Consider the following 24516-nt stretch of genomic DNA (forward strand, 5'->3'; position numbering starts at 1 on the left):
GTGTCGCGCTATCGGTGATTATCCGGGTTCGGGGATCCGGTATCGAGCTGTGATGGTGCCGGGCGTGGGAGTGGCGAGTCCCCACCCCCGGCACCTGCGCTCGGCGCTCAGGCCAGGGCGCGGGTGTTCGGCGTCACCGGAGCGGGCAATGCGCTCTCCCCGATGTCGCTGAGGTCCCGGTCGACCGCTGCCGCAGCTGCGCGCCCCTCGGCGATGGCCCAAACGATCAGCGACTGACCGCGCCCCATGTCGCCTGCGCAATACACGCCCTCGACGCTGGTGGCGTACTCACTCGACCGGGCGACGTTGCCTCGCCCGTCGTACTCAACGCCCAGCTCGTTGAGCATGCCCTCCTGCTGCGGCCCGACGAAGCCCATCGCGAGCGTGACCAGCTGGGCGGGAATCTCGCGCTCGGTCCCGGGGACGGGTTCGAACCCCTGGTCCGTGCGCGTGCAGTCCACCAGACGCAGCGCCCGTACCCGGCCCTGGTCGTCGCCCAGGAACTCCACGGTGCTCACCGAGTAGATCCGCTCACCGCCCTCCTCGTGAGCGGTGCTGACCTTGTACAGCATCGGCGAGGTCGGCCATGGTTGTGACTCGGGACGATGCGCCGGTGGCCGGGGCATGATCTCCAGCTGGGTGACGGAGGCGGCACCCTGCCGGTGCGCGGTGCCCACACAGTCCGCGCCGGTGTCCCCACCCCCGATGACGATGACGTCCTTACCCTCGGCGCTGATGGCCGGCGTGCTGATGTCGCCGGCAGCTACCCGGTTGGCCTCGGGCAGGTACTCCATCGCCTGGTGCACCCCGGAGAGCTCCCGGCCTGGAATCGGCAGCTCCCGCCATGCGGTGGCACCACCGGCGAGCAGCAGCGCGTCGTTCTCCTGGCGCAGCTGGCTGACCGAAACGTCCACGCCCACCGACACACCCGTGCGGAACTGGGTCCCCTCCGCGCGCATCTGGCCGATCCTACGGTCCAGGTGACGCTTCTCCATCTTGAACTCGGGGATCCCGTAGCGCAGGAGTCCGCCGATCCGGTCGTCGCGCTCGAACACGGTCACTTCGTGCCCGGCACGGGTGAGCTGCTGGGCAGCGGCAAGGCCGGCAGGCCCGGAACCGACAACGGCCACGCGCTTACCCGTACGCGCCTCCGGAGGCTGGGGCTGCACCCATCCCTCGGCCCACGCCCGGTCGATGATCTGGGACTCCACGAGCTTGATCGTGACCGCGGGCTGGTTGATCCCCAGCACGCAGGCGTCCTCACACGGTGCCGGGCAGAGTTTCCCGGTGAACTCCGGGAAGTTGTTGGTGGCATGGAGACGCTCGATAGCCGAACGCCAGTCGTGCGAGTAGACCAGATCGTTCCATTCGGGAATCAGATTGCCCAGTGGGCACCCGTTGTGGCAAAAGGGGATTCCGCAGTCCATACAGCGGGAGGCCTGTCGTTCGACCGTGCCGCGGTCGATGTCCTCGTAGACCTCACGCCAGTCCTGGATGCGGATGTCCACCGGACGCCGTGCGGGCTGCTCGCGCTCCCGGGTGTGCAGGAACCCTTTGGGGTCGGCCATGCTCGTACTCCCTCCTCTCTGTGTGTGGCCTCAGGACTGCGCGGCGGCCATGATGGCCTCGTCGACGTCCGTCCCCTCGCGCTGGGCACGGGCACGCGCTTCCAAGACCCGCTTGTAGTCCAGTGGCATGACCCGGGTGAATCGGGCCACGGCGACCTTCTCGAAGGACGGGGCGGCGTCCAGGAGTCCCCGGGCGACGGTGGAACCGGTTTCGGCATGGTGCCGGTGCAGCACATCGGCGAGGAACTCGGTGTCCTCGGCGTTGATGGCTTCGAGCTCCACCATCTCGGGGTTCACCCGTTCGGGGTCGAGGTCCAGGATGTAGGCGATCCCGCCGGACATTCCCGCAGCGAAGTTGCGTCCCACCCCACCGAGAACCACGACACGTCCCCCGGTCATGTACTCACAGCCGTGGTCGCCGATACCTTCGGCCACCGCCAGAGCACCGGAATTGCGGACACAGAACCGCTCACCGACCACGCCGCGGACGAAGAGCTCACCGGAGGTGGCCCCGTAGCCGAGCACGTTTCCGGCGATGATCTGGGTTTCGGCCGCGAATGGTGCCGCGACGGGAGGCTGCACCGTGACGCGCCCCCCGGAGAGACCTTTGCCCACGTAGTCGTTGGCGTCGCCGTGCAGCCGCAGGGTGATGCCGGGTGGGAGGAAGGCCCCCAGGGACTGGCCCGCGGACCCGGTGAGTTTCACATCGATGGTGTTGTCGGGAAGGCCGGCGCCACCGTGCCGCTTGGTGAGCTCGTGCCCCAGCATGGTGCCCACGGTGCGGTTTACGTTGCGGACCGGCATTTCGAGGGTGAGCGGCTCGCCACTGGTGAGCGCACCCTCGCTGAGCTGGATCAGCGTGTTGTCGAGGGCCTTCTCCAGACCGTGGTCCTGGCTTCTGCGCTGATGCGGGTGATCCTCCGGAGCGGGCTGGACCTCGTGGAGAACGGGCCCCAGATCCAGGCCGTGCGCCTTCCAATGGTCGACGGCAGCGGCCGTGTCGAGCGCGTCGACCGCGCCGATGGCCTCGTCCAGACTGCGGAAACCGAGAGCGGCCAGGTACTCGCGGACCTCCTGGGCCACGAACTCGAAGAAGTTCACGACGTGCTCGGCCTGGCCGGCGTAGCGGCTCCGCAGATCCGGGTTCTGTGTGGCGATACCCACGGGGCAGGTGTCCAGATGGCAGACCCGCATCATCACACAGCCGGACACCACCAGGGGTGCGGTCGCGAAACCGTACTCCTCGGCCCCGAGCAGCGCCGCGATCACCACATCGCGGCCCGTCTTCATCTGGCCATCGGTCTGTACCACAATCCGGTCCCGCAGACCGTTGGCGAGTAGGGTCTGCTGGGTCTCGGCCAGTCCGAGCTCCCACGGGGTCCCGGCGTGCTTGAGTGAGGTCAGCGGGGAGGCCCCGGTTCCTCCGTCATGCCCGGAGATCAGCACCACGTCGGCGTGCGCCTTGGAGACCCCGGCCGCGACCGTGCCGACCCCGGCCTCCGAAACCAGCTTGACGTGAACCCGCGCCTCCGGGTTGGCGTTCTTGAGGTCGTGGATGAGCTGGGCCAGGTCCTCGATGGAGTAGATGTCATGGTGCGGCGGAGGAGAGATCAACCCGACACCGGGTGTGGAGTGACGCGTGTGGCCAATCCACGGATACACCTTGTGCGCGGGGAGCTGCCCACCTTCACCGGGCTTGGCCCCCTGGGCCATCTTGATCTGGATGTCGTCAGAGTTCGTGAGGTACTCGGACGTCACACCGAACCGGCCGGAGGCTACCTGCTTGATGGCGCTGCGCCGCAGGTCACCGTTGGAGTCCGGGGTGAACCGATCCGGGTCCTCCCCACCTTCACCGGTGTTGGACTTGCCACCGAGCCGATTCATGGCAATGGCGAGGGTCTCGTGTGCCTCGGCCGAGATGGAACCGTAGGACATGGCGCCGGTGGAGAAACGCCGAACGATGGAGCTGACCGGCTCGACCTCCTCGATCGGGACCGGTGGTCGGTGGCCCTCACGCAGCTGAAGCAGCCCACGCAGAGTCATCAGCTCCCGTGACTGGTCGTCGACGCGGGTGGTGTACTCCTTGAAGATGTCGTAGCTGCGCTCCCGCGTGGAGTGCTGGAGCTTGAACACGGTTTCGGGGTTGAACAGGTGGGGTTCACCTTCCCGGCGCCACTGGTACTCCCCACCCACCGGGAGCCGACGGTGGTCAGCCGGGTTCTCGGTGTAGGCCATGGCATGCCGCTGCCGGGCCTCCTCGGCGAGAACCTCGAAGTCCACACCACCCAACCGGGAGGTGGTGCCGGTGAAGCAGTCATCGATGACCTCGGCGCCGAGTCCCAGTGCCTCGAAAATCTGGGCGCCGGTGTAGGAGCCGACCGTGGAGACGCCCATCTTGGACATGATCTTCAGGACACCCTTGCCGAGGGCCTTGATCGTGTTGCGGGTGGCCGTCTCGGGGGTGATGTCTCCGATGCTCTTCCGGTTCGCCAGATCGCGCACCGTAGACAGGGTCACGTAGGGGTTGACGGCCGATGCGCCATAGCCCAGCAGCAGGGCGATGTGGTGGCACTCGCGAGCGTCGCCACTCTCGACGATCAGGCCCACCTTGGTCCGGGTCTTCTCCCGGACCAGGTGGTGGTGGACGGCCCCGGTCAGCAGCAGGGAGGGGATCGGAGCCCGCTCGGCGGTTGCGCCCCGGTCACTGAGGACGAGGACACGGGCTCCCTCCGCGATGGCTGTGGAAACCTCCGCGCGGATTTCGGCGAGACGGTCCTGGAGCGCCCGCCCCCCACCGGCCACGGGGTAGGTGCCGTTGACTACATGGGTACGCAGCGCGGCTGCATGCGCACCCGCTCCAGCCTCGATCACCCGTGCGAGTTCACGGTCGTCGAGGATGGGCGTCTCGAGGCTGAGCCGATGGCAGTCGCCGGGTTCGGCGGCCAGAACGTTACCTTCCGCTCCGACCACGGTCCCCAGCGAGGTGACGAGCTCCTCCCGAATCGCATCCAGCGGTGGATTCGTGACCTGCGCGAAGTGCTGGGTGAAGTAGTCGTACAGCTGGCGGGGGCGTTCGGACAGCGCGGCCACGGGCGTGTCCGTGCCCATGGATCCGATCGGTTCCGCCCCCGTACGCGCCATCGGAGTGAGGATGACGCGCAGCTCCTCCTCGGTGTACCCGAAGACCTGCTGGTCGTGCAGCAGTTCGCTTTCGGAGTGAGTGGTGGCCTCGGCTTCCGGGAGATCCGCCAGCCGCAGCACTCCCTCCTCAAGCCAGTCGGAGTAGGGGTGCTCGGCCGCAAGCTCGGCCTTCACCTCCGCGTCGGTGAGAATCCGCCCCTCAGCCGTGTCGGCGACGAAGATGTGGCCCGGTTGGAGCCGGCCCTTGCGCACGACGCGTTCCGGTTCCACATCGAGAACCCCGACCTCGCTGGCCAGAACCACCATCCCGTCGTCGGTGACCCAGTAGCGCCCCGGACGTAGCCCGTTGCGGTCCAGGACCGCTCCGACCAGGGAACCGTCGGTGAACGTGACCGAGGCCGGGCCGTCCCAGGGCTCCATGAGCATCGAGTGGAACTCGTAGAAGGCACGTACCTTCGGATCCATCTCGGCGTGGTTCTCCCAGGGCTCCGGGATCATCATCAGCACAGCGTGCGGCAACGAGCGCCCACCCAGGTGCAGGAGTTCCAGCGCCGCGTCGAAGGAGGCCGTGTCGGAGTCGTCATCGCCGGCGATGGGGAACAGCCGGGAGATGTCTCCTGGCAGGACGTCACTCTCCAGGACGGCTTCCCTGGCCCGGAGCATGTTGCGGTTTCCACGGACGGTGTTGATCTCGCCGTTGTGTGCGATGTAGCGGAAGGGATGGGCCAGCGGCCAGGAGGGGAACGTGTTCGTGGAGAACCGCGAATGCACCAGCGCCAGGCCGGAGGCGAATCGGCGGTCGGAGAGGTCCCGGAAGAACGGCTCCAACTGGGGGGTGGTGAGCATCCCCTTATAGGTAATCGTACGGGGGGACAGGCTCGCGAAGTAGACACCTGCCTCGTGCTCGGCACGCTTACGTACACAGTAGGCGTACCGTTCCAGCTCGATTCCACCGAGACCCTCGGTCGGTGTTCCGGGGGCACCGGCGAGGAACAGCTGTCCGAAGTAGGGCATGACGGCGGTGGCGGCAGGTCCACAGAAGGTGGGGTCCACGGGCAGCTCCCGCCACCCCAACAGCCGCAGCCCCTCGTCGGCCACGATGTGTTCGATCGTCGTGCGGGCCTGGGCGCGCGCAGTCTCGTCCTCCGGGAGGAAGGCGATGCCGGTGGCGTAGTGGCCTGTCTCGGGCAGGTCGAAATCGCACTCGTCCCGGTACAGCGCGTCGGGGATCTGTGTGAGGATCCCAGCGCCGTCGCCGTCTTCAGGATCGGCGCCGGATGCGCCGCGGTGGTCGAGGTTACGCAGCACGGTCAGTGCCTGGCGGACGATCTCGTGGTCGCGGCGGCCGGAGAGGTCGGCGACGAGCCCGACCCCACAGGCGTCGTGCTCGTAGGCACGGTCGTAGAGTCCCTGGGCGGTGGTGCGCGGGCCGGCGTGCTCGGTGTTGACCGTTGCGCGCGGTGCGTGGCCAGCAGGCATCTACTCTCCTGTCGTCTCGGTCGGCATTCTGAGCGCGCTCGGGACGACGTTGGCCCTGCTGCTACGGCGAGGTGGGCACTGCCCCACCGGTGCGCTGCGGCTCCCTGGGATGCCGCGCGGCCACGTCCTCGTGGCTGGTTGGGGCAGACTGCCGACGCTACTCGCCGGTTAATCACGGTACACGGCGTCCAGCCTCAGCGACGAATCTGAGGTCTAGACCAACGGCCGCCACACTGCGGCCCCGGCTGACAGCACCGTGCCCGTTCGTCGAGAATCGACGTGCTTTCCTCCATGTCGCCAGAATGACCGGCGATCAAACCCGTTTTGCCGCACGGATCGCCCGCATGGTGAACCCGAGCAGCATCTGCGGGTTACCCAGTGTAGCGCCCGGTTCGAGCCGAGGGACGCCACCCCCACGCCGAAGCTCCGCCGTGCCGGTCAGGGCGTGCTTTCGAACCTGCTTGGTGTGGGCTCGGGGCGACTACGACTGGAGTGGTGGCCCGGTGGATCGTGTCGGGGAATTACCCTGTGTGTGCCGGGCTGGGCGCGGTGCGCGTTCGGTGGGCGACACCGCACGGCGGCCAACGGGACGTGGAGGCGATGTAGAAACTCCCTAGCCCGCCGGGAATGCTCCCCCATCACGGCCAATCTGGCGGGACGCCCGTGGGAACGCGGCACAGAAACCGGGAGGCCGGGTCCCCAAACCTGGCACGAATCATTCCCACGGATCCAGGGGTCCGCGGCGCCGCACCACGCCAGGCGGGGGTCGCCGAACCCCGAGTTGCCCGCAGTCACCCCACCAAACCGGGCCTACGGCCCCTCAGGGGTGCCGCCCTGCTGTTCGGCTTCGGGGGCACTGTCCGGCTGGGTGGCCGGCTCGGGCTCCTCGGCCTGTTCCTGCTGTTGTGGCTGTGGGGTCGCCGAGTCCGCAGGGGTGTCGTTGGGCTGCTCTTCCTGCGGTGTGGCAGGGGCGTCGTGCTCGCTGAGCCGACGGAACAGGGCCATATCGATCTTGTTCAGAGCGATCAGGGGGGTGGCGAGACTGTCCCGTTCCGTCACGGAGGTTGAGTCGCTGCGCTGGGCCCAAACCGCCACCAGATAGTGACCGTGTACCGTCAACTCGGCCTCGCTGTACCCGTCGCCGAGGGGGGTGTCCGCGGGGTCGGGGCGAAGGAAACCAGCATCGCCCGCCGCATCCGTGTCGGATTGCTCACTTTGGGCGGCGGAGGCCGCCTGGTCCAGCGCCGTCGCCACGGAGCGGGAGCCGTCGGTGTCTTCCAGGTTGAACAAGGCGATCTGCCCGACATGCTCCGCTGCCTCGTAACTGCCGACGGCGACCTGGGTACAGCCTGCATCGGCGAGCACCTCGACGACACGCTCACCGGTGACCGCTGCCGCACAGTCCTCATCCACGCGGTGCTGGGTAAGCGTGAAGGTCACCTCATCTGCCGTGAGTTCTTCACCACCACGCTCGAACACCTCGTACTCACTCAACGGACGTGTATCGCGGTCCCGGTCCGGCAGCACCCGACCTGCCTGGTTGGCCTCGTGGATGCGCACCGCGGCGGGACGACCGTCCCCGTTGTTCTCCGCACCGCTCAGTACCCACCACACGGCACCTCCCACACCCACCAGCGCGACGACCACCACCGCGACCGCCGTGGCGCGGCGCCCACGCCCCGAAGCCGGTGACCGTCGGGGGCGGCGCCGGCTCCGTCCTCGACCGCCACGCTCACGCGCCGGATCCGTCCCGGTGCTCTCCGGCGCAACTACGGCGCGGGGATGGGACTCGAACTCGTCCGGACCGGAAGGTGACACCGCTACTCCACGTCGGTTCGTGATTGGGGTGGCTGGCCGGAGCTACTCTAGTCGTCCTCGGCGTTGGCCGCGTTCACCCATTCGAACACCGGATCTGCGGCTTCGGTCACCGCAACATTGAGGCTGGCTAGGGAATCGTCGTCTCCCGGAGACTCCCCGTCGGAACGCGCCACCCAGTACACCGCCAGGTAATGCCCGATGACCTGGGCTGTTGCCTGACTGTAGCCGTCTTGGAGCCCCTCGTGGTCACCCTCCAGTGGTAGCACGAAACCCGGATCGCGACTGGCGGGGTCGAGCTCCTCAGCCACGGCTTCAGCGTGTCCCGCCTCCGCGAGATCGAAGAGGGTGAACTGGGCCACATACTCCTCGCCCTCGTCGTGGTACAGCCCACGGGCCGCCGCGGTGCACTGTCCCTCGGACAGGGTCTCTGCCAGCTCATCGCCCCAGACCGTGGCAGTGCACACATCGGTGACCTCAGTATCCGTCAGGCTGAGCTCGACACCGGCGGCGGCAATGTCCTCGTCCTGGGAGAACAGTCCCTCCTCGGTCAACTCGGAGGCATCGCCTTCCCGTTCGGCCAGGGAGTCGAACATTTCGGCCTGTGGCGCCGCGTTGTAGACGTCCGGTTGGAGCCGGGAGTGCCCCTCCGGCGGATCCACGATCGGCGCCTCGGCCTGGCTGCTGGTGACTCCCGCTCCGAACACCTGCATTCCCAGTAGGACGAGCAGGGCCAACAGTGCCACCCCGCAGGAAACCAGAAGCCCGCCCAGGACGTATCCTCCACGGCGCCGACGGCTCTGCTCGGCGAGGTTCGCCAGAATCTGGCTACTTCGCTCGCCCATGTTGCCCCCACGGGACGCGCCCGGGTTCCGTGGGCTTCGCTCCCGTCGACGGGACCGCCCCGACTCGGTGTCCGCGCCCGTGGCACGGACGCGTCGCCGCCCCCCGGTTGTGGGCTCACGTGTGGGGTCACGTGTGGGCTCACGCGGAGCACGATCCCCTCCGTCCTGGGAGGCGCGGCCGTCCTTTCGGCGGGGCGCGCGGCGCCGCTTCGACGACGTCTGGCTGGCCCGATCCGATCCGGCCACGGTGTCGCCGCTGTTCTCGTCTTCGGTCCGGCTCGTGGCGCGGTCGGCACGGCGCCTGCGGGAACCGCGTTCCTGGCGATCCGCCGCCGTGTCGGTGGCGCTGCTGTCAGCGTTACTCATCGCACCCCGTCTCGCCTACGGCGCATGGTGTCTCCCCGGGCGTGGCGTCTGCCATGGTGTCGGCTCCGGCGCAGCCATCGGTGTGTTCGCTCCCGGACCCGGGCTAGTCTTCGGACCTGCCGTCCCGGTCCGGGTGCACCTCGGTGTCCCGCTTCGAGCTCGAGTCTCGTTCCGTCTGCGATTCCGGATCCGCCGTATCGGCAGTCGCATCGGCCTCGGCGTCGATCTCCGTCGCGGACTCGGATTCGGCAGCCGGTGTGTCGACGGCTGCACCGATCTCGGCCTCAGCACGGACGCCCGTCCCCGTGTCTGCGTCGGCACCTGGTGGTGTCGTCTGATCAGTGGCACCGTCGGTGGGCGCGTCCGCGCCGGCCACATCGGAGCTTACCGCCGCGGGGACCGTGGTCCGGTCCTCGTCCTGGGGTGATTCTGGACGCACCACTTGGGAGAAGCGTTCCTGGTTGCGCCCGGCCCAGAGGAAGTAGGCGAGCGCTCCGGCGAATACCGCCAAGGTGGTCCAGTTGTTCAGACGCATACCCAGGATGTCATTCGCCGGGTCGACTCGAAGGTACTCGATCCAGAAGCGCCCTAGGCAGTAGCCCATGACGTACACGGCGAACAAGCGTCCACCGCCCAGCAGCGTCTCATAGCGGCGTCCCAGCCATGCCAGGAGAGCGGCCAGGGCGATACACCACAGGGACTCGTAGAGGAAGGTGGGATGGAAAGTGTTCCCCGGAAGTTGAATTCCGGCGACCTGCTCCACGACCTGAACGTGACGGTCCTGGATGTACACCGCCCACGGCAGGTTGGTGGACGCGCCGAACAGCTCCTGGTTGAAGTAGTTGCCCCAGCGTCCGATGCCCTGAGCCAGGGCGATTCCCGGCGCCACGGCGAAGGAGAACTTGGTCAGCGAGATGCCCTTGCGGCGGACGACGATCCACACACCGAGTGCGCCCATCGGGATGGCGCCCCAGATGCCGAGCCCGCCCTGCCAGATCGCCAGCGCCTCCCATGGACGATTGGGACTGTCGGGCAGGAAATAGAGCTGATAGTCGGAGATAACGTGATACAGCCGTCCCCCGACGATGCCGAGCAGCACGGCGGGGGCGGCGGCATCCAGGACGGTCCCGGGCTCGCCCCCCATTCCGACCCAGCGCCGCTCTCCCCACCACACCGCGACGACGATCCCGGCCAGGATGCACAGCGCGTAGATCTGGATGGTGACGGGCCCGAGACTGATCCCGTCCTGCAACGGTGGGGGCGGTATGGGACCGAGGTCAATCAGTCTCGGTGTCATCTGCTGCGTCATCGTCCTCGGGTTCCTCGTCGGGGTCGGGGGGATGGTCCTCGGTGGCTTCCGCAGACCAGGGCTGGGTGTCGGTACTCCCCGGATCGGCGTCCTCGACCGCGCCGCGTAGGCCACGACTGCTGTACATCTCGTTGCCGAGACGTTCGCCGTTCACGTACACCGTCGGAGTACCCGTGAACGCATCAGCGCTGCCCGCAGGGTAACGCTCGTTCACGGATGCCGTCGCCTCTAGGACCTCCTCGACATAGCTGCCCCCGAGGTCGACGTCGACGCTGTCGTCGTAGTACCGCTCGATCAGCTCACTCTCGGAATGCACACGTTCGGCGAACTCGGGGGCGTCAATACCGACGTCCTCGCCCCAGGCGATCAGGTCCTCGGGCACATAACCCACCGAGTTGTTCGAGGGCTGGTGCTCCCACAGCAGCTCGGAGTACTCGACGAAACGGTCATGATCGGCGGCCGCCCGGGCGGCCGCCGCGGCGCGCAGCGAGTTGGCGCCGGCGGTTGCGTCCTGGGAGGCGAAGATGCTGACCGTCCGCAGGTGCACGATGGCCTCGCCTTCGGCGGCGAGCTGTTGCAGTGTTCCGGCGTTGACGTCCTCGAAGTCGGCACACGCCGGGCACTGGAAGTCGGCGTAGACCTCGACGACCGGCGCCTGGGCGTCCTCCTGCGCCATCACGACACTGCCGTCCTCCTGGAGGACCTGCGGAGCGAGGTCACCGGTGAAGTCCTCGCCCTCGTCCTGAATGCTGTAGAGGTAACCACCACCGGCGACCAGGACGACGATCAGGACAGCGGCCCCGATTATCGCGACGAGCTTGAGTTGTTGGTTGCGCCGCCGCTGCCGTTGCTGTTCAGCCTTCAGCCGATCCCGGGCGGCGCGTGGCGACGCCTTGCTCATCGTCATCCCCGTTCGTTGATTCGGATGCAAAACGGTCGGTGGGGGACTGGGCGGGGTAGAGCCCGAAGGCCTGGTCAGCCGATAGTGGGGAACGCGGCCAGATCATGACGATTCCGGCAAGGAGAACAAATCCAAGGTCCCGCAGGAGCGGCGTCACATAATCCGCCTCCCCCGGCGGAACCTGGCCACCGCTGCCGAAACAGCCACAGTCGATGGACAGCCCGCGCGCCCACGCGGACACGATACCGGCGGTGAACACCACCATGAGCACGGCAGTGAGCGCACCGACGTAGCGTGTGGCCAACCCCAGGAGCAGCAGCACCGCCAGCGCGATCTCGAATGCCGGCAGGGTGTAGCCCACCACCCGTGCCAGTTCGGGTGGCAGCAGTTCATAGGCTTCCACCGCCTGCACAGAAACCACGGGCGCGGTGACCTTACTCAGGCCCGCATAGCCCAGCACTCCGGCCAGCGCCAGGCGCGCGAGCAGGGTCACCCACGGTTGGGCGGTATCCCACGCGGGCAGCGTCCTGATCAGCACGTTCCGTGACCTCATCGTGGACACACTATCGTGACGCACGCCTCAATCCGTCCGTCGTACTCCCTGGGCCAACTCCTCGGCAAACGCGCGCACCGCGGAGCGAGCGCTGGCCATGTCCACAGCATCGAGCACACGTTGGCAGAATCCGGCTCCGACGATGACCCCGTCGGCGTATCCGGCGACCTCGGCGGCCTGATCGCCCGTGGAGATGCCGAGGCCCACACACACCGGCAGGGGATCCGCTCCGGGCTCGCGGGCCGCGCGTGTGCGAGACACCAGTTGCTGGGCGGTACCGGCGACCTGGGCCCGGGTTCCGGTCACCCCCATCAGGGAGGCGGCGTAGACGAAGCCCCGGCAGGCATTGGTGGTCGTCTTCAGCCGGACGTCGGTCGAGGACGGGGCCACCAGGAACACACGATCCAGGCCGGCGGCGTCACTGGCCTCGATCCACGCACCGGCCTCCTCCGGCAGGAGGTCCGGGGTGATCATCCCCGAGGCCCCGGTGGCAGCCAGGTCTGTTGCGAAGCGTGCCACCCCGTAGTGGTCCACGGGGTTCCAGTACGACATCACGAGAGCGGCCGCGCCGGTCTCGGCCGTGGCCTCAGCCACTCGGAGAACGTCCGTGGGAGTGGTGCCCGCCTCCAACGCGACGCCGGCGGCACGCTGGATGGTGGGGCCGTCCATGGTGGGATCGGAGTAGGGCAAACCAACCTCCACCACATCGCAGCCTCCCGCGACCATTGCCTCGATGACGGAGACCGAGTCGGCGACTGTGGGAAATCCGGCGGGAAGGTATCCGATGAGTGCGGCACGGCCCTCCTGGCGGGTTCGCTCCAGCCGGTCGTGCAACCGGGTCCGCATCAGGCGCTCCCCTCACTGTGCGTTTCCAGAAAGCCGAAGTACCGGGCGGCGGTGTCCACGTCCTTGTCTCCCCGCCCGGAGAGGTTCACCAGAACGGTTGCGTCGGAACCGAGTTCCTGACCCAGCTGGCGCGCCCCCGCGAGCGCGTGTGCGCTCTCGATCGCCGGGATGATGCCCTCGGTCCGGCACAGCAGCTGGAATGCCGCCATCGCCTCGTCGTCAGTGACCGGGCGGTAGGTCGCCCGATTGCTGTCGGCCAGCCAGGCGTGTTCGGGACCGACCGCGGGATAGTCCAGGCCCGCCGAAATGGAGTGGCTGGGCACGGTCTGTCCGTGCTGGTCCTGAAGCACATAGGTCCGGGCCCCCTGGAAAATGCCGGCCGACCCGCCGGTGATGGAGGCCGCATGCCGTCCCGTGTCGACTCCGTCCCCGCCGGCCTCGAAGCCGTAGAGCGCCACATCCGGGTCATCGACGAAGGCGGCGAAGATCCCGATCGCGTTCGAACCACCGCCCACACAGGCCGCGACGGCGTCCGGAAGTCGCCCGGTCCGTTCCAGCACCTGGGTGCGCGCCTCCGCCCCGATGACATAGTGCAGGTCGCGCACCATCGTGGGGAAGGGATGGGGGCCGGCGGCCGTCCCCAGAAGGTAGTGCGTGGTATCGACGTTGGCAACCCAGTCCCGAAACGCCTCGTTGACCGCGTCCTTGAGGGTTCGACTGCCGATCGTGACCGGAATGACCTCGGCACCCAGCATGCGCATGCGAGCCACGTTGAGGGCCTGGCGCTCCGTGTCCTCGGCACCCATATAGATGACGCAGTCCAGCCCCAGCAGTGCACAGGCGGTGGCTGTGGCGACACCGTGTTGACCGGCACCGGTTTCGGCGATGACCCGGGACTTACCCATCCTTCGGGTGAGGAGGGCCTGGCCGAGAACATTGTTGATCTTGTGGGACCCCGTGTGGTTGAGGTCCTCCCGCTTGAGGAAAACCCGCGTGCCCCCACAGTGCCGAGCGAACCGCTGTGCCTCGGTCAGCGGGCTCGGGCGCCCGGTGTACTCGGACAACAGGGTGGAGAGCTGGGCCCGGAACTCGGGATCGTCCTTGGCGTGCTCCCAATGCGCGGCAACCTCGTCCAGGGCGGCCACCAGGGCCTCCGGACTGAATCGGCCGCCATAGCCGGGCACGGATCCGTAGTGGCCGTTCCCGTCCCGATAGTCGGGCACCGGGTAGGGGTGGTCTACTGGAGAAGAAGTCGTGGACATATCGGTAGCTCCGGGAATCGGGACGCGGATACGCAGATCAGGACCCACGCGGGTAGTGCGCTGCGGGACCGGGGTCGCGCGGGCACCGGTCCGTGATTCCACGGTAGCCGTGTCCAGGACCCACCATAGCCACTGCCACCACTGCCACCACTGGCGAATGCAGGCCAGTGCATCCGTCGCCGGATGGGGGTGCTCAGGTGCGGTTCAGTGCCGGTCCCGCAGCGCCGGGTGTGCACCGGCTGTCACCAGGTCGGCCACTGCCTCGCGGGGTCGGCCGCCAACGACCAGGCTCTCCCCCACCAGGACCGCGTCCGCGCCGGCACCCGCATAGGCGAGGAGATCGTGCGGCCCCCGCACTCCGGACTCGGCGACCTTGACCCGGTCATCGGGAATCAGTGGGGCCAGCCGCCGGAACGTGTCCCGGTCGACCTGGAGGGTGTGCAGGTCGCGGGAATTCACACCGATGACGGTGGCCCCGGCGGCCACCGCCCGCTCGACCTCCTCTTCGGTGTGTACCTCCACCAGGGGGGTCAATCCCAGCGACTCGGCCCGCTCGACGAGTGACACCAGGGCCTCCTGCGCGAGTGCCGCGACGATGAGAAGCACCGCGTCCGCACCATGCAGGCGCGCCTCCCACAATTGATAGGCGCTGACGACAAAGTCCTTACGCAACAACGGCGTATCCACAGTGGCCCGAACGGCTGCCAGGTCGGCCAGGCTTCCCGCGAAGCGGCGCTCCTCCGTAAGCACACTGATCAGGCAGGCTCCGGCCTGAGCGTAATCGTGTGCGAGGGCCGCCGGGTCGGCGATCGCTGCCAGGGCTCCTTTGGAGGGGCTGGCGCGTTTCACCTCGGCGATCACCCCCACCCCGGGACCACGCAGCGTAGCCGCAACATCGATCGGGCCGGGGAGGCCCGCGGCCTGCTCCTTGAGCCGCTCCAGCGGGGTGGCGGACTGCCGTTCCGCGAGATCGGCGCGCACACCGTCGAGGATCTCCTCGAGTACGCTCACGTCGGCGCCCCTCCTCTACCGGTCCACGTCCTTGTGAGTCAGCACCGATCGTAGCCGGCTGGCGGCACCGCCGTGGCACTGCCCTCACCGAAAGTCGGCAGCGGCCTCACAGTAGGGGCGCGGGTACGCCTCCGGGAGCCAGAAAGCTTACCGCCGGTATGTTCCGCACGATCCAGTATCCGAGTATGCCCACGAGCATGAGCCACAGCCACAGGGGACGTGGCACCGGAGGCGGACGTTTCGGGGGACGGAATGCGCGGTACAGCCATGTGGCCCAGGCCCAGGCCAGAAACGGCAGGAATGCCATCAGGAGGAGGTTCATCTGGAGCGCCCCCACAATGTCGGCGTGGGTCAGCGCCGCGACGGCACGCATCGTGCCGCATCCGGGACAGTAGGTTCCCGTGAGCGCCAGCCACGGGCACACCGGATAGTTGCCCTCCTCATTCGGATCCACGAAGTGGACCAGGATGGCGGCGCCCAGGGCGAGGCCAGCCAGCGCTATCGGCCACACCGCGGGGTGTATGCGGTCCAGACCAGCTCGCCATCGGGACTGTGTCCGATCGTGCGGACCCGCCATCACGTCCACAACCTCACCCCCTGCGGCCGATGCTACCCGCGGGGCCACCGTGGGATGGCGATGGCCCCGCATGGCGAACCGAGATGGTCCGGCCCATCAGTAGTAGTGCGTTCCGGTTGGTGCCGGCACCAGTACGAAGAAGTAGAAGGTCCACCACACCGCGTTCAACACACCACCGATCAGGCCGATGAGTCCGAAGATCTTGGCCTTGTTCGCGGCATCCTGGGCTCCGTGGTAGTCCCCGATCTGCCACTTATTGCTGACCTGGAGCGAGAAGATCAGGCTGATAATCCCGAACAGGGTGCAGCAGAGCAGGGAGACGATCGCTGCCCACATCCAGTTGTCCGGCTGCTGGCCGGGAGGCGGGCCACCCATACCCGGGCCGGGGGGCGGGCCGCCGCCGGGAGGCCCGGGTGGTGGACCGTAGCCACCGGGAGGCCCGGGTGGTGGACCATAACCGCCGGGAGGCCCGGGTGGCGGGCCGTAGCCACCCGAAGGAGGACCGTAGCTCATGGGCGCGCTGCCCCTTTCGTAACCATGGCGAATGCCTGTTTCCGCGGCCCCCTCACGGAGATGTTTACCGACGGGGATCAGGGCCGGAAACCGGTTCGGGGCGGCGATCAAGGACAGGCCGCATCATGTCACACGCACCCCAGTGAAGGGGAACGATCCGGATACGACCGGACGACGCGGCTTCGTTCCTGTCCAGGAGCTCAGTACTCGCGCAGAGTATCAGACTAGGACCCGGCGACCGGCTGCGGCTTTGCGCCGGATTCGGTCGCCTCGTCGCTGACACCCGCCGCCGTGGAGCTTGGGGCGGAGTGGGGTTCCGAGGCCTCGGGGGCAACACGGGGATGTTTCCGTCCCAGTCCCGCCTTCTTCATGACACCGGAAATGACGGCACAGACGACACTGACTCCCAGGGTCACCAGGCTCCACACCAACACATCCTCGGTCAGGATGATCATGGCCGCTCCTGCTGACCACACCACCGTCCAGGAGACAGTGAGAAACCAGGCTGCCGGGGTGTTGCCATGGTCGTCGTGGTGTGCCTCGGCCATTACCGCTCCCTCATCGCGCGTTGACTCAGTACCTGGGTTCCGGGTGGATGGAGCGCTCCGGAGCCTCCCGCGTTGCCGCGTCCCCCTCCGTGGTGGGATCGAGCCCCTCGGAGAGCGCGTTCCACAGGGTGCTGGGATCCTGCGGATCCCCGGCGTGCCCCTGACCACCACCGCGATCGTACCGGGCTCCCATCACGGGCCACGCGGCCCCCCGGGTGAGGACCACCACCCCCACGGTCAACAGGACGACGGCAGCCACGATTCCGACAACCGGCCACGTCCAGTCGAGTGTGAGCGAGCCGACAGTCTCGGCGTTGGCTGTGGTGGGGCTTCCGGCCTCAGCGGCACCCCCGGCGCCGGTATCCGCGCCGACGCTCCACTGCTGTGGACCCACGCGGACCGCCCGCACGATATCCGCCGCCGCCGCACCGGCGAGAGCGGCGACCACAACACCCACGGTGCGCCGCGCCCAGCCACGGGTGGCCAGCACGGCGGCCAGAGACGCGAGCGCCGCCCACGCGGTCGCGGCGGCCAGTGGACTCACCTCTCCCCCAGCCAGCTCCGGGCCAGCCGGCACTGGCCCCGCGTCGCCCGACGGAACAGCCCAACTCTGGCTCAGTGCGAGGAGCAGCCCACCTGCTGCCATGGCGAGCACACTCAGCACGACGGCGTACTCACGGCCCGGTGACACCCGACTCATCGTGTTGCCTCCCCTCAGCGCTCACCTCGACTCCCGCGGCGGTCGTGCTGTCCGTGGATGACGCATCGGGCCTGCTGCCCCCAACCACAAGCGGTTGACTGTCGAAACAGGTCCGATCACCCGTGTGGCATGCGGCTCCCACCTGCTCGACCTGGAGCAGGACGGTGTCACCGTCGCAGTCGAGAGCAGCGTTGACCACCCGCTGCGTGTGCCCCGACGTGGCCCCCTTGACCCAGTACTCGCCACGGCTGCGCGACCAGTAGGTTGCCTGGCCGGTCGTGAGGGTCCGCCGTAGGGCCTCGTCATCCATCCACGCCATCATCAACACCGCGCCGCTGTGCTGGTCCTGGACGACGGCGGCGACGAGTCCGTCCGTGGTGCGCCGTAGGCGGACCGCGATGGCAGGATCGAGGGCGGGTGTCGTCCCGTCCCCCGAATTCTCGGGACAACCATGGCTCATGGCGCCAGCCTATGCTCTAAGCTCTGGTCGATCGTACCGGGCCACCCGTGCCCAACCGCCGCTGTGGCCCGGCATTGACGAGCACCAAGCTCGCACCGACGCCACCACTCCGGGAGGATGACACTGACCGCGCAGCACCTGGCCGACGAGCTGGCCGGTAAGCCGGCCGCACTGAACAGGTTGGCCCAGCGCCTCTCTCGCGTGGATCCATTCCGGGCCCTGCCCGGTCTGATCGAGGACGGACCGGACGAGGTGGTGCTGCTCGGGCTGGGTGCGGCCCGCTACGCTGCCGGGCCGATCGTCGATCGCCTACGGCAGGCCGGTCTGCCCACACGCACCGAGTCCCCCGCGGCCAGACGTCTGGGCCCGGCAGGTCCAGGCACCCTCGTGGTGGCCGTTGTGGTCGCTGGGGGCCAGCGCGAACTCGCACCCGCATTGGACCACTACGCGGGTGGATCTCCGATTGTCTTGGTCACTCCCGATGTTTCCTCCCCGTTGACCAGCTTCGCCGATGTTCTGGTTCCCCTCGAACCGGGCGAGGACACCCTCGCCTGTCGAACCTTCCAACACGCCCAGGCCATGCTCCTACATCTGGCGTCCCGCCTGGGAGCGGCGCCAGCCGGGGCGAGCGCCGATGTCTCCGTGCTGGTGCGGCGGGCCGCGAATGCCACGGCCGATCTGGTGGAACGAGCACCGCACTGGGTGGGTCAGCTGGCCGAGCGGTTGTCCGGCCCCGGTGCGATACACCTGTTGGCTCCGGTGGAGCGACTGTCGTCGGCACAGCAGGGGGCACTTGCGGTACGCCGGGGGCCGGTCCGTGCCGCCCACGCGAGTGAGACGGCCGAGTGGGCGCACACCGACCGCTATCTGGCGGCAACCCAGCGGTACCAGGCCCTCCTGCTGCGGGGATCGCGGTACGACGAACGAGCCATGGATCAGATTCTCCAGCTACGCGGAACCGTGGTTACCGTCGGTGGCGAGTTGGAGGGGCAGGCCACGGGCATCCGCTACTCCGGCGACGGCGACGAAGACGTGGCCCTACTCACAGAGCCGGTGATTCCGGAACTGCTGGCCGAGCACTGGTGGAGCCAGCGCGAGGTGGGGAGGCGCCCCAGGAGCGGTCAGGCCGTTCCACGTACCCAGGAGGCGTAAAGGTCGGCGTAGGGTCCCGGGGCCGCGACGAGCTCGGCGTGCGGCCCCCGCTGTACGACGCGGCCGCCGTCGAGGACCACGACTTCGTCGGCCGCCTCGGCTGTGGACATCCGGTGGGCGATGGTCACCGCGGTGCGTTTCCGGGTGAGCCGGTCGAACGCCTGTTGCAGTCGGGTTTCGGTGGCCGGGTCCACCGCGGAGGTGGCCTCGTCGAGCACCAACAGATCAGCGCCCGCCAGGTGCGCCCTGATCAGCGCCGCCAGCTGGCGTTCCCCGGCCGAGAGAAACTCTCCTCGCTGGCCCAGCTGGGTATCGACCCCGTCGGGGAGGGTGGCGACCCATTCGGACAGCCCCAGTTCGGCGATCGCCTCGGTGAGTTCGGTGGTGCTGGCGTCCGGATGCGCGAAGCGTAGGTTGTCGGCGAGGGAACCCTCGAACAGAAAACCCTCCTGCGGCACCAGAACCACACGTCGGCGCAGGGACGAGAACGCGATGCTGCGCAGATCGACGCCGTTCAGCCGGACCGTTCCCGAGGTCGGATCCATGAGCCTGGTGAGCAGTTTGACGAGCGTGGACTTGCCCGATCCGGTCTCGCCCACGATGGCAATCCGGTGCCCGGCCGGAATGGTCAGGCATACGTCCTGCACGACCGCTTCACCGCCGGGATAGGCGTAGGTGAGGTGGTCAGCGTGGACACTGATCGCGCCCTGGGGCAGCCGTGTTCCGTGCGGCCCCGGGTCAGCCACATCGGGAGGAGTGTCGAGGACGGCGAGCACCCGTCGCCATCCGGCAATGGCGTCCTGGGCCTGGTTAAGAACCTCCGTGGCCATCACCATCGGTGTGACGAAGAGTGTCAACAGGAACAGGAAGGCCACGAGCTGGCCCGCTGTCACACTGCCCGCAACCCCGAGGAGCACTCCGAGAACCACGACGGCGGCACTGGCCGTCGCCGCGACGAGCTCGGCCAGGGGGGAGACGGTGACGCCGAGCCGATGGGCGCGGGTCTGGGCCCGACGGGTGGCGTGCACGGTATCGCTAATCCGACGGGTGGTGCGGTCTTCACTCGCGTGCACCTTGATGACGGCAGCTCCCAGCACAGCTTCGGAAATCGCCGCGAGCATGTCCCCCGTGCGTTCCCGAACCCGCAGATAGGCACGGGACAGCCACCGTTGCAGGGCCCGCACCGCGAGGAACAGGGGCAGGAAGCAGACCCACACCACCAGGGTGAGCTGCCAGGAGTAGTAGGCCATCAGGCCCGTGGAAATCAGCAGTTGGCCACTGCTGACGATCAGCAGGATCCCGCCCCACTGCATGAAGTTACTGATCTGGTCGATGTCGGCAGTGACCCGCGAGACCAGGGCGCCTTTGCGCTCACTGTTCTGGGTCAGGGTCGCCAGGTCATGCACGTGTCGGAAGGCGCGGATTCGCAAACTCGCCAGACCTGACTCAGTGGCCCGGTACAGCCGAACGTTCATCGCGTAGGTGCAGGCGGCGGTCACAACCACGGACACCGCGCAGGCTGCCACGGCGATGGTCACGAATCTGATGTCGGGCTGCGGCTGCGTCGCCGTAGCGCTGGCCTCGACGATACCGACGTCGATGACCTGTTGTACGGCGACCGGGACCACGACCTTGCCTGCGGTGGCGCACAGGGCCAGGAGCACGGTCAGCCACAGCCCCCGAGTGAACTCGGGAGACAGACGCAGCCCCCGCAGGATCGTGCGGGGAGCCGAGTCTATCGCCTGGCTGAGGGCGACGGCCTGCGCCCCGGTCGCTGTCGTGGATTCCGTTTGCTCACCGACGTTCGGTTCTGCCTCGGGTCTGGGGCGTGTCGTCACCGTGCCGCCTCCTGGTCGCGTCGCGGATCGTCCCCGTCGAGCCGCGCCCGTCGTGCAGCCCGCTCGTAGGCGGTGACCAGATCCCGGTATCCCGCCGACCGCGCGAGCAGCTCTGCGTGCGTACCGTGATCCTCGATGGTTCCCCCGGCCAGGTAGGCAACATCGTCGGCCAGTTCGATCGTGGCCCGACGGGATGCCACCACCACCGTGGTCATCTGGGTGCCCGCCATTCCCTCACGCAGTGCCGCGAGAATCCGTGCTTCGACCTGCGGATCCACCGCCGAGGTGGCATCGTCCAGGATGAGCAGCCGCGGGCGCCGGACGAGCGCCCGCGCCAGGGCCAGACGTTGCCGTTGCCCTCCGGACAGGGTCGTTCCCCTCTCCCCCAGGTGACTGTCCAGCCCCTCGGGTAGTGCCGCCACGAAGGAGTCGGCGTGTGCCAGACGCAGTGCCTGCCAGACCAGCGCATCGGAATGGTCCTCGCCGAGGGTGACGTTGTGGCGCACCGTCCCGTCGAAGACGAAGGTTGTCTGTGGGACGAGCGCGGTGGTTCGGGCGATCTCACCGTGGGCGAGATCACGTACGTCGATGCCGTCCAGGGTGACCGTGCCGGAATCGGCGTCGACAAGCCTCGCGAGCAGCAGGGTCAGCGTGGTCTTTCCGGATCCCGTCGGTCCGACAAGGGCCGTAGTTCGTCCCGGCTGCACCGTGAGGTTGACCTCGTGCAGTGTCGTGGCATTGGCGTGGCGCTCGGTGTCCGGGTAGTCGAAGCCGAGTCCGTGCGCCCCGACCGCGAGTCCGCCGCCGGGCTCCAGACGTCGGGAACCGTGGTCCATCTCGCCGTCCGCGTCGAGCACTGTGCGGACACGACGCCATCCGACCACACTGCGGGGCAGGTCGCCCAGCACGAAGCCGAGCGAGCGCACCGGAAGCGCCAGCAGGGTGAACAGGTAGGCGACCTGTACCAGATCTCCGGGCCCGATGGCGCCGGAGGAGATCCGCACCATGCCCACCAACAACACCGCCAACACACCGAGATTGGGGAGCGCCTCCATGATGGGGTCAAACAGTCCCCGAAGTCGGCCCAGACGGATCTGGGCATCCCGCAGCCGGTGTGCCTGCGTGGCGAACCGCCTGGTCTCCGTGTCCTCACGGCCCAGGGTCTTGACCGCGAGCGCACCATCGAAGGACTCGTGCGCAACCCCGGCGACCTGTGCCCGCAACGCCTGGGCGCGGGTGGCCACCGGTGCGAGCCGCCGCTGGAAGATCACGTTGACCAGAGCGACGGCCGGGAACACAACGAAGGCCACCAGGGCCAGAACGAGATCAGTGTGGAGCATCGCGCCACCGGCCACGACCAACATGCACAGGCTTCCCACAACGAGTGGGAGTGGCGCCAGCGGCTGCCACGCGGCCTCCACATCCGCGTTGGCACGGCTGAGCAGCTGGCCCGTGGGGTGGCGCTGATGCCAGGACATCGGCAGGCGTAGGTAGGCGCGGGAGACGGCCCTGCGGTACCGGGCCTGCATCCGGTACTGGTGCAGGCCGGCGTAGAAGCGACGCGCCGCAATTCCCAGGGCCTTGAGAACCCCGACCCCCAGCAGGAGCGCGGCCGCGGTGGTGAGTAAGGCGGTGGTGGTCGCGCCACTGTCGAGGCTGGGCAGAATCACTGTGTCGGTGAGATATCCCAGGACGTGCGCGGAGGCCACGTTCGTTACGGCGTGGACGGCGCTTCCCAGGACCGCGAGGGCGAACACCCACGGTTCGGTGCGCATCGCCACCCACAGCACGCGCAGGCCACGTCGGAACACGGGAATCTCGGAATGCGGATCCGGATCAGCCGTGGATGAAGACATGAGGGTGGGTCCTCCCGGGAGTGTGCCGCGCGCCGGGCCGACGAAGCCGGGAAGGCCGGTGGACTGGCGGCTCGTGTTCTGACTGGCTCCTTGGATCCTCTCGGGCTCGCGGCTGCCGAAAGGACACGGGCTGCACCGGAATGCTCAGCCAGTGTCGCTCCGGAGGCGGTTGGCATTCCGGCCGTGCGCGGCCCCGCCCTCCGGGACCGCTCCCTGCCCCGAAAGCACGCACCCAACACTCCCTAGCGCACAGGATGCCCGTGGTTGCCCAGTTCCGTCTTGACCTCACCGATCGTGAACTCACCGAAGTGGAACACGGATGCGGCCAGCACCGCATCGGCGCCGGCGGTAACCGCGGGGGGAAAATGCTCGACCCGTCCCGCGCCCCCACTGGCAATCAGTGGGACATCGACGACAGCGCGGACCGCCCGGATGAGGTCAAGGTCGAATCCGGTCCTGGTTCCGTCGGCGTCCATCGAGTTGAGGAGGATCTCCCCGGCCCCCAGCTCCGCGGCCCGGGCGCACCAGGCCACCGCGTCCATACCCGTGCCACGACGCCCCCCGTGTGTGGTTACCTCGAAGCCACTGGACACATTCCCCTCATCGTCGCCGGTCCCCCCGCCGGTGACCCGACGCACGTCGGCGGACAGCACCAACACCTGACGACCGAAGCGTTCGGCGATGTCGGCCAGCAGCTGCGGGGCGGCGATCGCCGCGGTGTTCACGCCGATCTTGTCCGCTCCGGCGCGAAGCAGACGGTCCACATCGGCGACGGAGCGCACACCACCCCCCACCGTCAACGGGATGAAAACCTGCTCTGCCGTGCGGCGAACGACGTCGTAGGTGGTTTCCCGGTCCGCGCTGGAAGCCGTCACGTCGAGGAACGTCAGTTCGTCGGCACCTGCACGGTCATACCGGTGTGCCAGCTCCACGGGGTCGCCGGCATCGCGTAGGTTCGCGAAGTTCACCCCCTTGACGACCCGTCCCGCGTCCACGTCGAGGCAGGGAATCACCCGTCGCGCCAGACTCATGCGTTGACCGCCTCACGCGCCTCGGGGAAGGTGAAGGCTCCCTCGTAGAGGGCGGTTCCCATGATCGCCCCCTCGACCCCGTCCGGGACGAGCCCCGCGATCGCTCGAAGGTCGTCCAGGCTGGAAATTCCGCCACTCGCGACGACGGGCTTTCCGGTGCGGGAGCAGACCGTGCGCAGCAGGTCCAGATTGGGTCCCTGGAGGGTCCCATCCTTGGTGACGTCGGTAACCACATAGCGGGCGCATCCGGCGGATTCAAGCCGCTCCAGGGTGGCGTCCAGGTCACCCCCCTCGCGGGTCCAGCCCCGCGCGGCCAGGGTGCTCCCACGCACGTCGAGGCCGATGGCGATGCGGGGTCCGTGCTCGGCAATGATCCGTGAACACCACTCGGGGTTCTCCAGTGCGGCGGTACCGATGTTGACCCGCGTACATCCGGTGGCCAACGCCGCCCGGAGGGACTCATCGTCGCGGATTCCCCCGGACATCTCGACCTTGATGTCCAGAGAACGGACGATCTCCCCCAACAGCTGTCGGTTGTTGCCGCGCCCGAACGCGGCGTCGAGGTCGACCAGGTGGATCCACTCGGCTCCCTCCTCCTGCCACTTCCTGGCTGCGGCGAGCGGGTCGCCGTAGGTGCCGCCGGTGCCGGCCTCTCCCCGGACGAGCTGCACGGCCCGCCCTTCGGACACGTCCACGGCGGGAAGGAGCTCGAGTTTGCTTGGCATCGGTGTACTCCAGGTGGAAA

At 68.1% G+C, this 24516-nt stretch carries 19 protein-coding genes and 1 pseudogene; 1 reads left to right on the forward strand and 19 read right to left on the reverse strand.

All coding sequences use genetic code 11. The features are described 5' to 3' along the window. Positions 1-107 precede the first annotated feature (107 nt). From RIF23_RS03390 to hisI, 15 genes and pseudogenes are all read right to left on the reverse strand, one after another. The gene (locus RIF23_RS03390; protein WP_310910820.1) at positions 108-1568 is read right to left on the reverse strand and encodes a glutamate synthase subunit beta; all 1461 of its coding nucleotides are present in this window, start codon (positions 1566-1568) and stop codon (positions 108-110) included. A gap of 30 nt (positions 1569-1598) precedes the next feature. Then, a complete protein-coding gene (gene gltB, locus RIF23_RS03395; RefSeq protein WP_310910821.1) occupies positions 1599-6188 on the reverse strand; it encodes a glutamate synthase large subunit in 4590 nt (1529 codons plus the stop codon). An 810-nt stretch (positions 6189-6998) separates the two neighbouring features. Continuing rightward, positions 6999-8006: a hypothetical protein gene (locus tag RIF23_RS03400; protein WP_310910822.1), complete on the reverse strand. Its 1008-nt coding sequence runs from the start codon at positions 8004-8006 to the stop codon at positions 6999-7001. 47 nt (positions 8007-8053) lie between these two features. Continuing rightward, the gene (locus RIF23_RS03405) at positions 8054-9214 is read right to left on the reverse strand and encodes a hypothetical protein (RefSeq protein WP_310910823.1); all 1161 of its coding nucleotides are present in this window, start codon (positions 9212-9214) and stop codon (positions 8054-8056) included. A 103-nt stretch (positions 9215-9317) separates the two neighbouring features. Continuing rightward, the gene (gene lgt / locus RIF23_RS03410) at positions 9318-10523 is read right to left on the reverse strand and encodes a prolipoprotein diacylglyceryl transferase (protein WP_407659368.1); all 1206 of its coding nucleotides are present in this window, start codon (positions 10521-10523) and stop codon (positions 9318-9320) included. Further along, positions 10492-11424 (reverse strand): DsbA family protein, encoded by a 933-nt coding sequence (locus tag RIF23_RS03415; RefSeq protein WP_310910824.1) that lies wholly within the window; start codon positions 11422-11424, stop codon positions 10492-10494. The genes lgt and RIF23_RS03415 overlap by 32 nt, the downstream gene beginning before the upstream one ends. Beyond that, positions 11378-11977, reverse strand: a complete 600-nt coding sequence (locus RIF23_RS03420; RefSeq protein ID WP_407659369.1) for a MauE/DoxX family redox-associated membrane protein — start codon at positions 11975-11977, stop codon at positions 11378-11380. The genes RIF23_RS03415 and RIF23_RS03420 overlap by 47 nt, the downstream gene beginning before the upstream one ends. A 27-nt stretch (positions 11978-12004) precedes the next feature. After that, positions 12005-12823, reverse strand: a complete 819-nt coding sequence (gene trpA / locus RIF23_RS03425) for a tryptophan synthase subunit alpha (RefSeq protein ID WP_310910825.1) — start codon at positions 12821-12823, stop codon at positions 12005-12007. Next, complete coding sequence (gene trpB, locus RIF23_RS03430; protein ID WP_310910826.1) at positions 12823-14085, reverse strand: tryptophan synthase subunit beta; 1263 nt, start codon at positions 14083-14085, stop codon at positions 12823-12825. Before trpB ends, trpA begins: the two co-directional genes overlap by 1 nt. A gap of 204 nt (positions 14086-14289) precedes the next feature. Next, a complete protein-coding gene (gene trpC / locus RIF23_RS03435; RefSeq protein ID WP_310910827.1) occupies positions 14290-15096 on the reverse strand; it encodes an indole-3-glycerol phosphate synthase TrpC in 807 nt (268 codons plus the stop codon). Positions 15097-15202: 106 nt separating this feature from the next. Then, positions 15203-15673 carry a DUF2752 domain-containing protein gene (locus RIF23_RS03440; protein ID WP_310911245.1) on the reverse strand — a complete coding sequence of 157 codons (471 nt, stop codon included), beginning with the start codon at positions 15671-15673 and terminating at the stop codon, positions 15203-15205. A 96-nt stretch (positions 15674-15769) separates the two neighbouring features. After that, positions 15770-16009 carry a CD225/dispanin family protein gene (locus tag RIF23_RS03445; RefSeq protein ID WP_310910828.1) on the reverse strand — a complete coding sequence of 80 codons (240 nt, stop codon included), beginning with the start codon at positions 16007-16009 and terminating at the stop codon, positions 15770-15772. A gap of 401 nt (positions 16010-16410) precedes the next feature. Then, positions 16411-16734, reverse strand: a complete 324-nt coding sequence (locus RIF23_RS03450; RefSeq protein WP_310910829.1) for an HGxxPAAW family protein — start codon at positions 16732-16734, stop codon at positions 16411-16413. Positions 16735-16759: 25 nt separating this feature from the next. Continuing rightward, entirely contained in the window at positions 16760-17434 is a 675-nt protein-coding gene (locus tag RIF23_RS03455) for a Trp biosynthesis-associated membrane protein (RefSeq protein WP_310910830.1), read from the reverse strand. Positions 17435-17519: 85 nt separating this feature from the next. Continuing rightward, positions 17520-17894: pseudogene (hisI, locus tag RIF23_RS03460) on the reverse strand (phosphoribosyl-AMP cyclohydrolase); the annotation flags it as partial. A gap of 117 nt (positions 17895-18011) precedes the next feature. On the opposite strand from hisI, the gene RIF23_RS03465 reads away from it, so the two are divergent. Then, entirely contained in the window at positions 18012-19046 is a 1035-nt protein-coding gene (locus RIF23_RS03465) for a sugar isomerase (protein WP_310910831.1), read from the forward strand. On the opposite strand, the gene RIF23_RS03470 is transcribed toward RIF23_RS03465, so the two are convergent. From RIF23_RS03470 to priA, 4 genes are all read right to left on the reverse strand, one after another. Next, the gene (locus RIF23_RS03470; protein WP_310910832.1) at positions 19016-20884 is read right to left on the reverse strand and encodes an ABC transporter ATP-binding protein; all 1869 of its coding nucleotides are present in this window, start codon (positions 20882-20884) and stop codon (positions 19016-19018) included. The two genes, RIF23_RS03465 and RIF23_RS03470, sit on opposite strands and share 31 nt — an antisense overlap. Continuing rightward, the gene (locus tag RIF23_RS03475) at positions 20881-22740 is read right to left on the reverse strand and encodes an ABC transporter ATP-binding protein (RefSeq protein ID WP_310910833.1); all 1860 of its coding nucleotides are present in this window, start codon (positions 22738-22740) and stop codon (positions 20881-20883) included. Before RIF23_RS03475 ends, RIF23_RS03470 begins: the two co-directional genes overlap by 4 nt. Before the next feature lie 242 nt (positions 22741-22982). Further along, positions 22983-23771 carry an imidazole glycerol phosphate synthase subunit HisF gene (gene hisF / locus RIF23_RS03480; RefSeq protein ID WP_310910834.1) on the reverse strand — a complete coding sequence of 263 codons (789 nt, stop codon included), beginning with the start codon at positions 23769-23771 and terminating at the stop codon, positions 22983-22985. Next, the gene (priA, locus tag RIF23_RS03485; RefSeq protein WP_310910835.1) at positions 23768-24496 is read right to left on the reverse strand and encodes a bifunctional 1-(5-phosphoribosyl)-5-((5-phosphoribosylamino)methylideneamino)imidazole-4-carboxamide isomerase/phosphoribosylanthranilate isomerase PriA; all 729 of its coding nucleotides are present in this window, start codon (positions 24494-24496) and stop codon (positions 23768-23770) included. The genes hisF and priA overlap by 4 nt, the downstream gene beginning before the upstream one ends. Positions 24497-24516 lie beyond the last annotated feature (20 nt).

The sequence above is a fragment of the Lipingzhangella rawalii genome, assembly GCF_031628175.1.
GTDB classification, from domain to species: Bacteria; Actinomycetota; Actinomycetes; order Streptosporangiales; family Streptosporangiaceae; genus Lipingzhangella_A; species Lipingzhangella_A rawalii.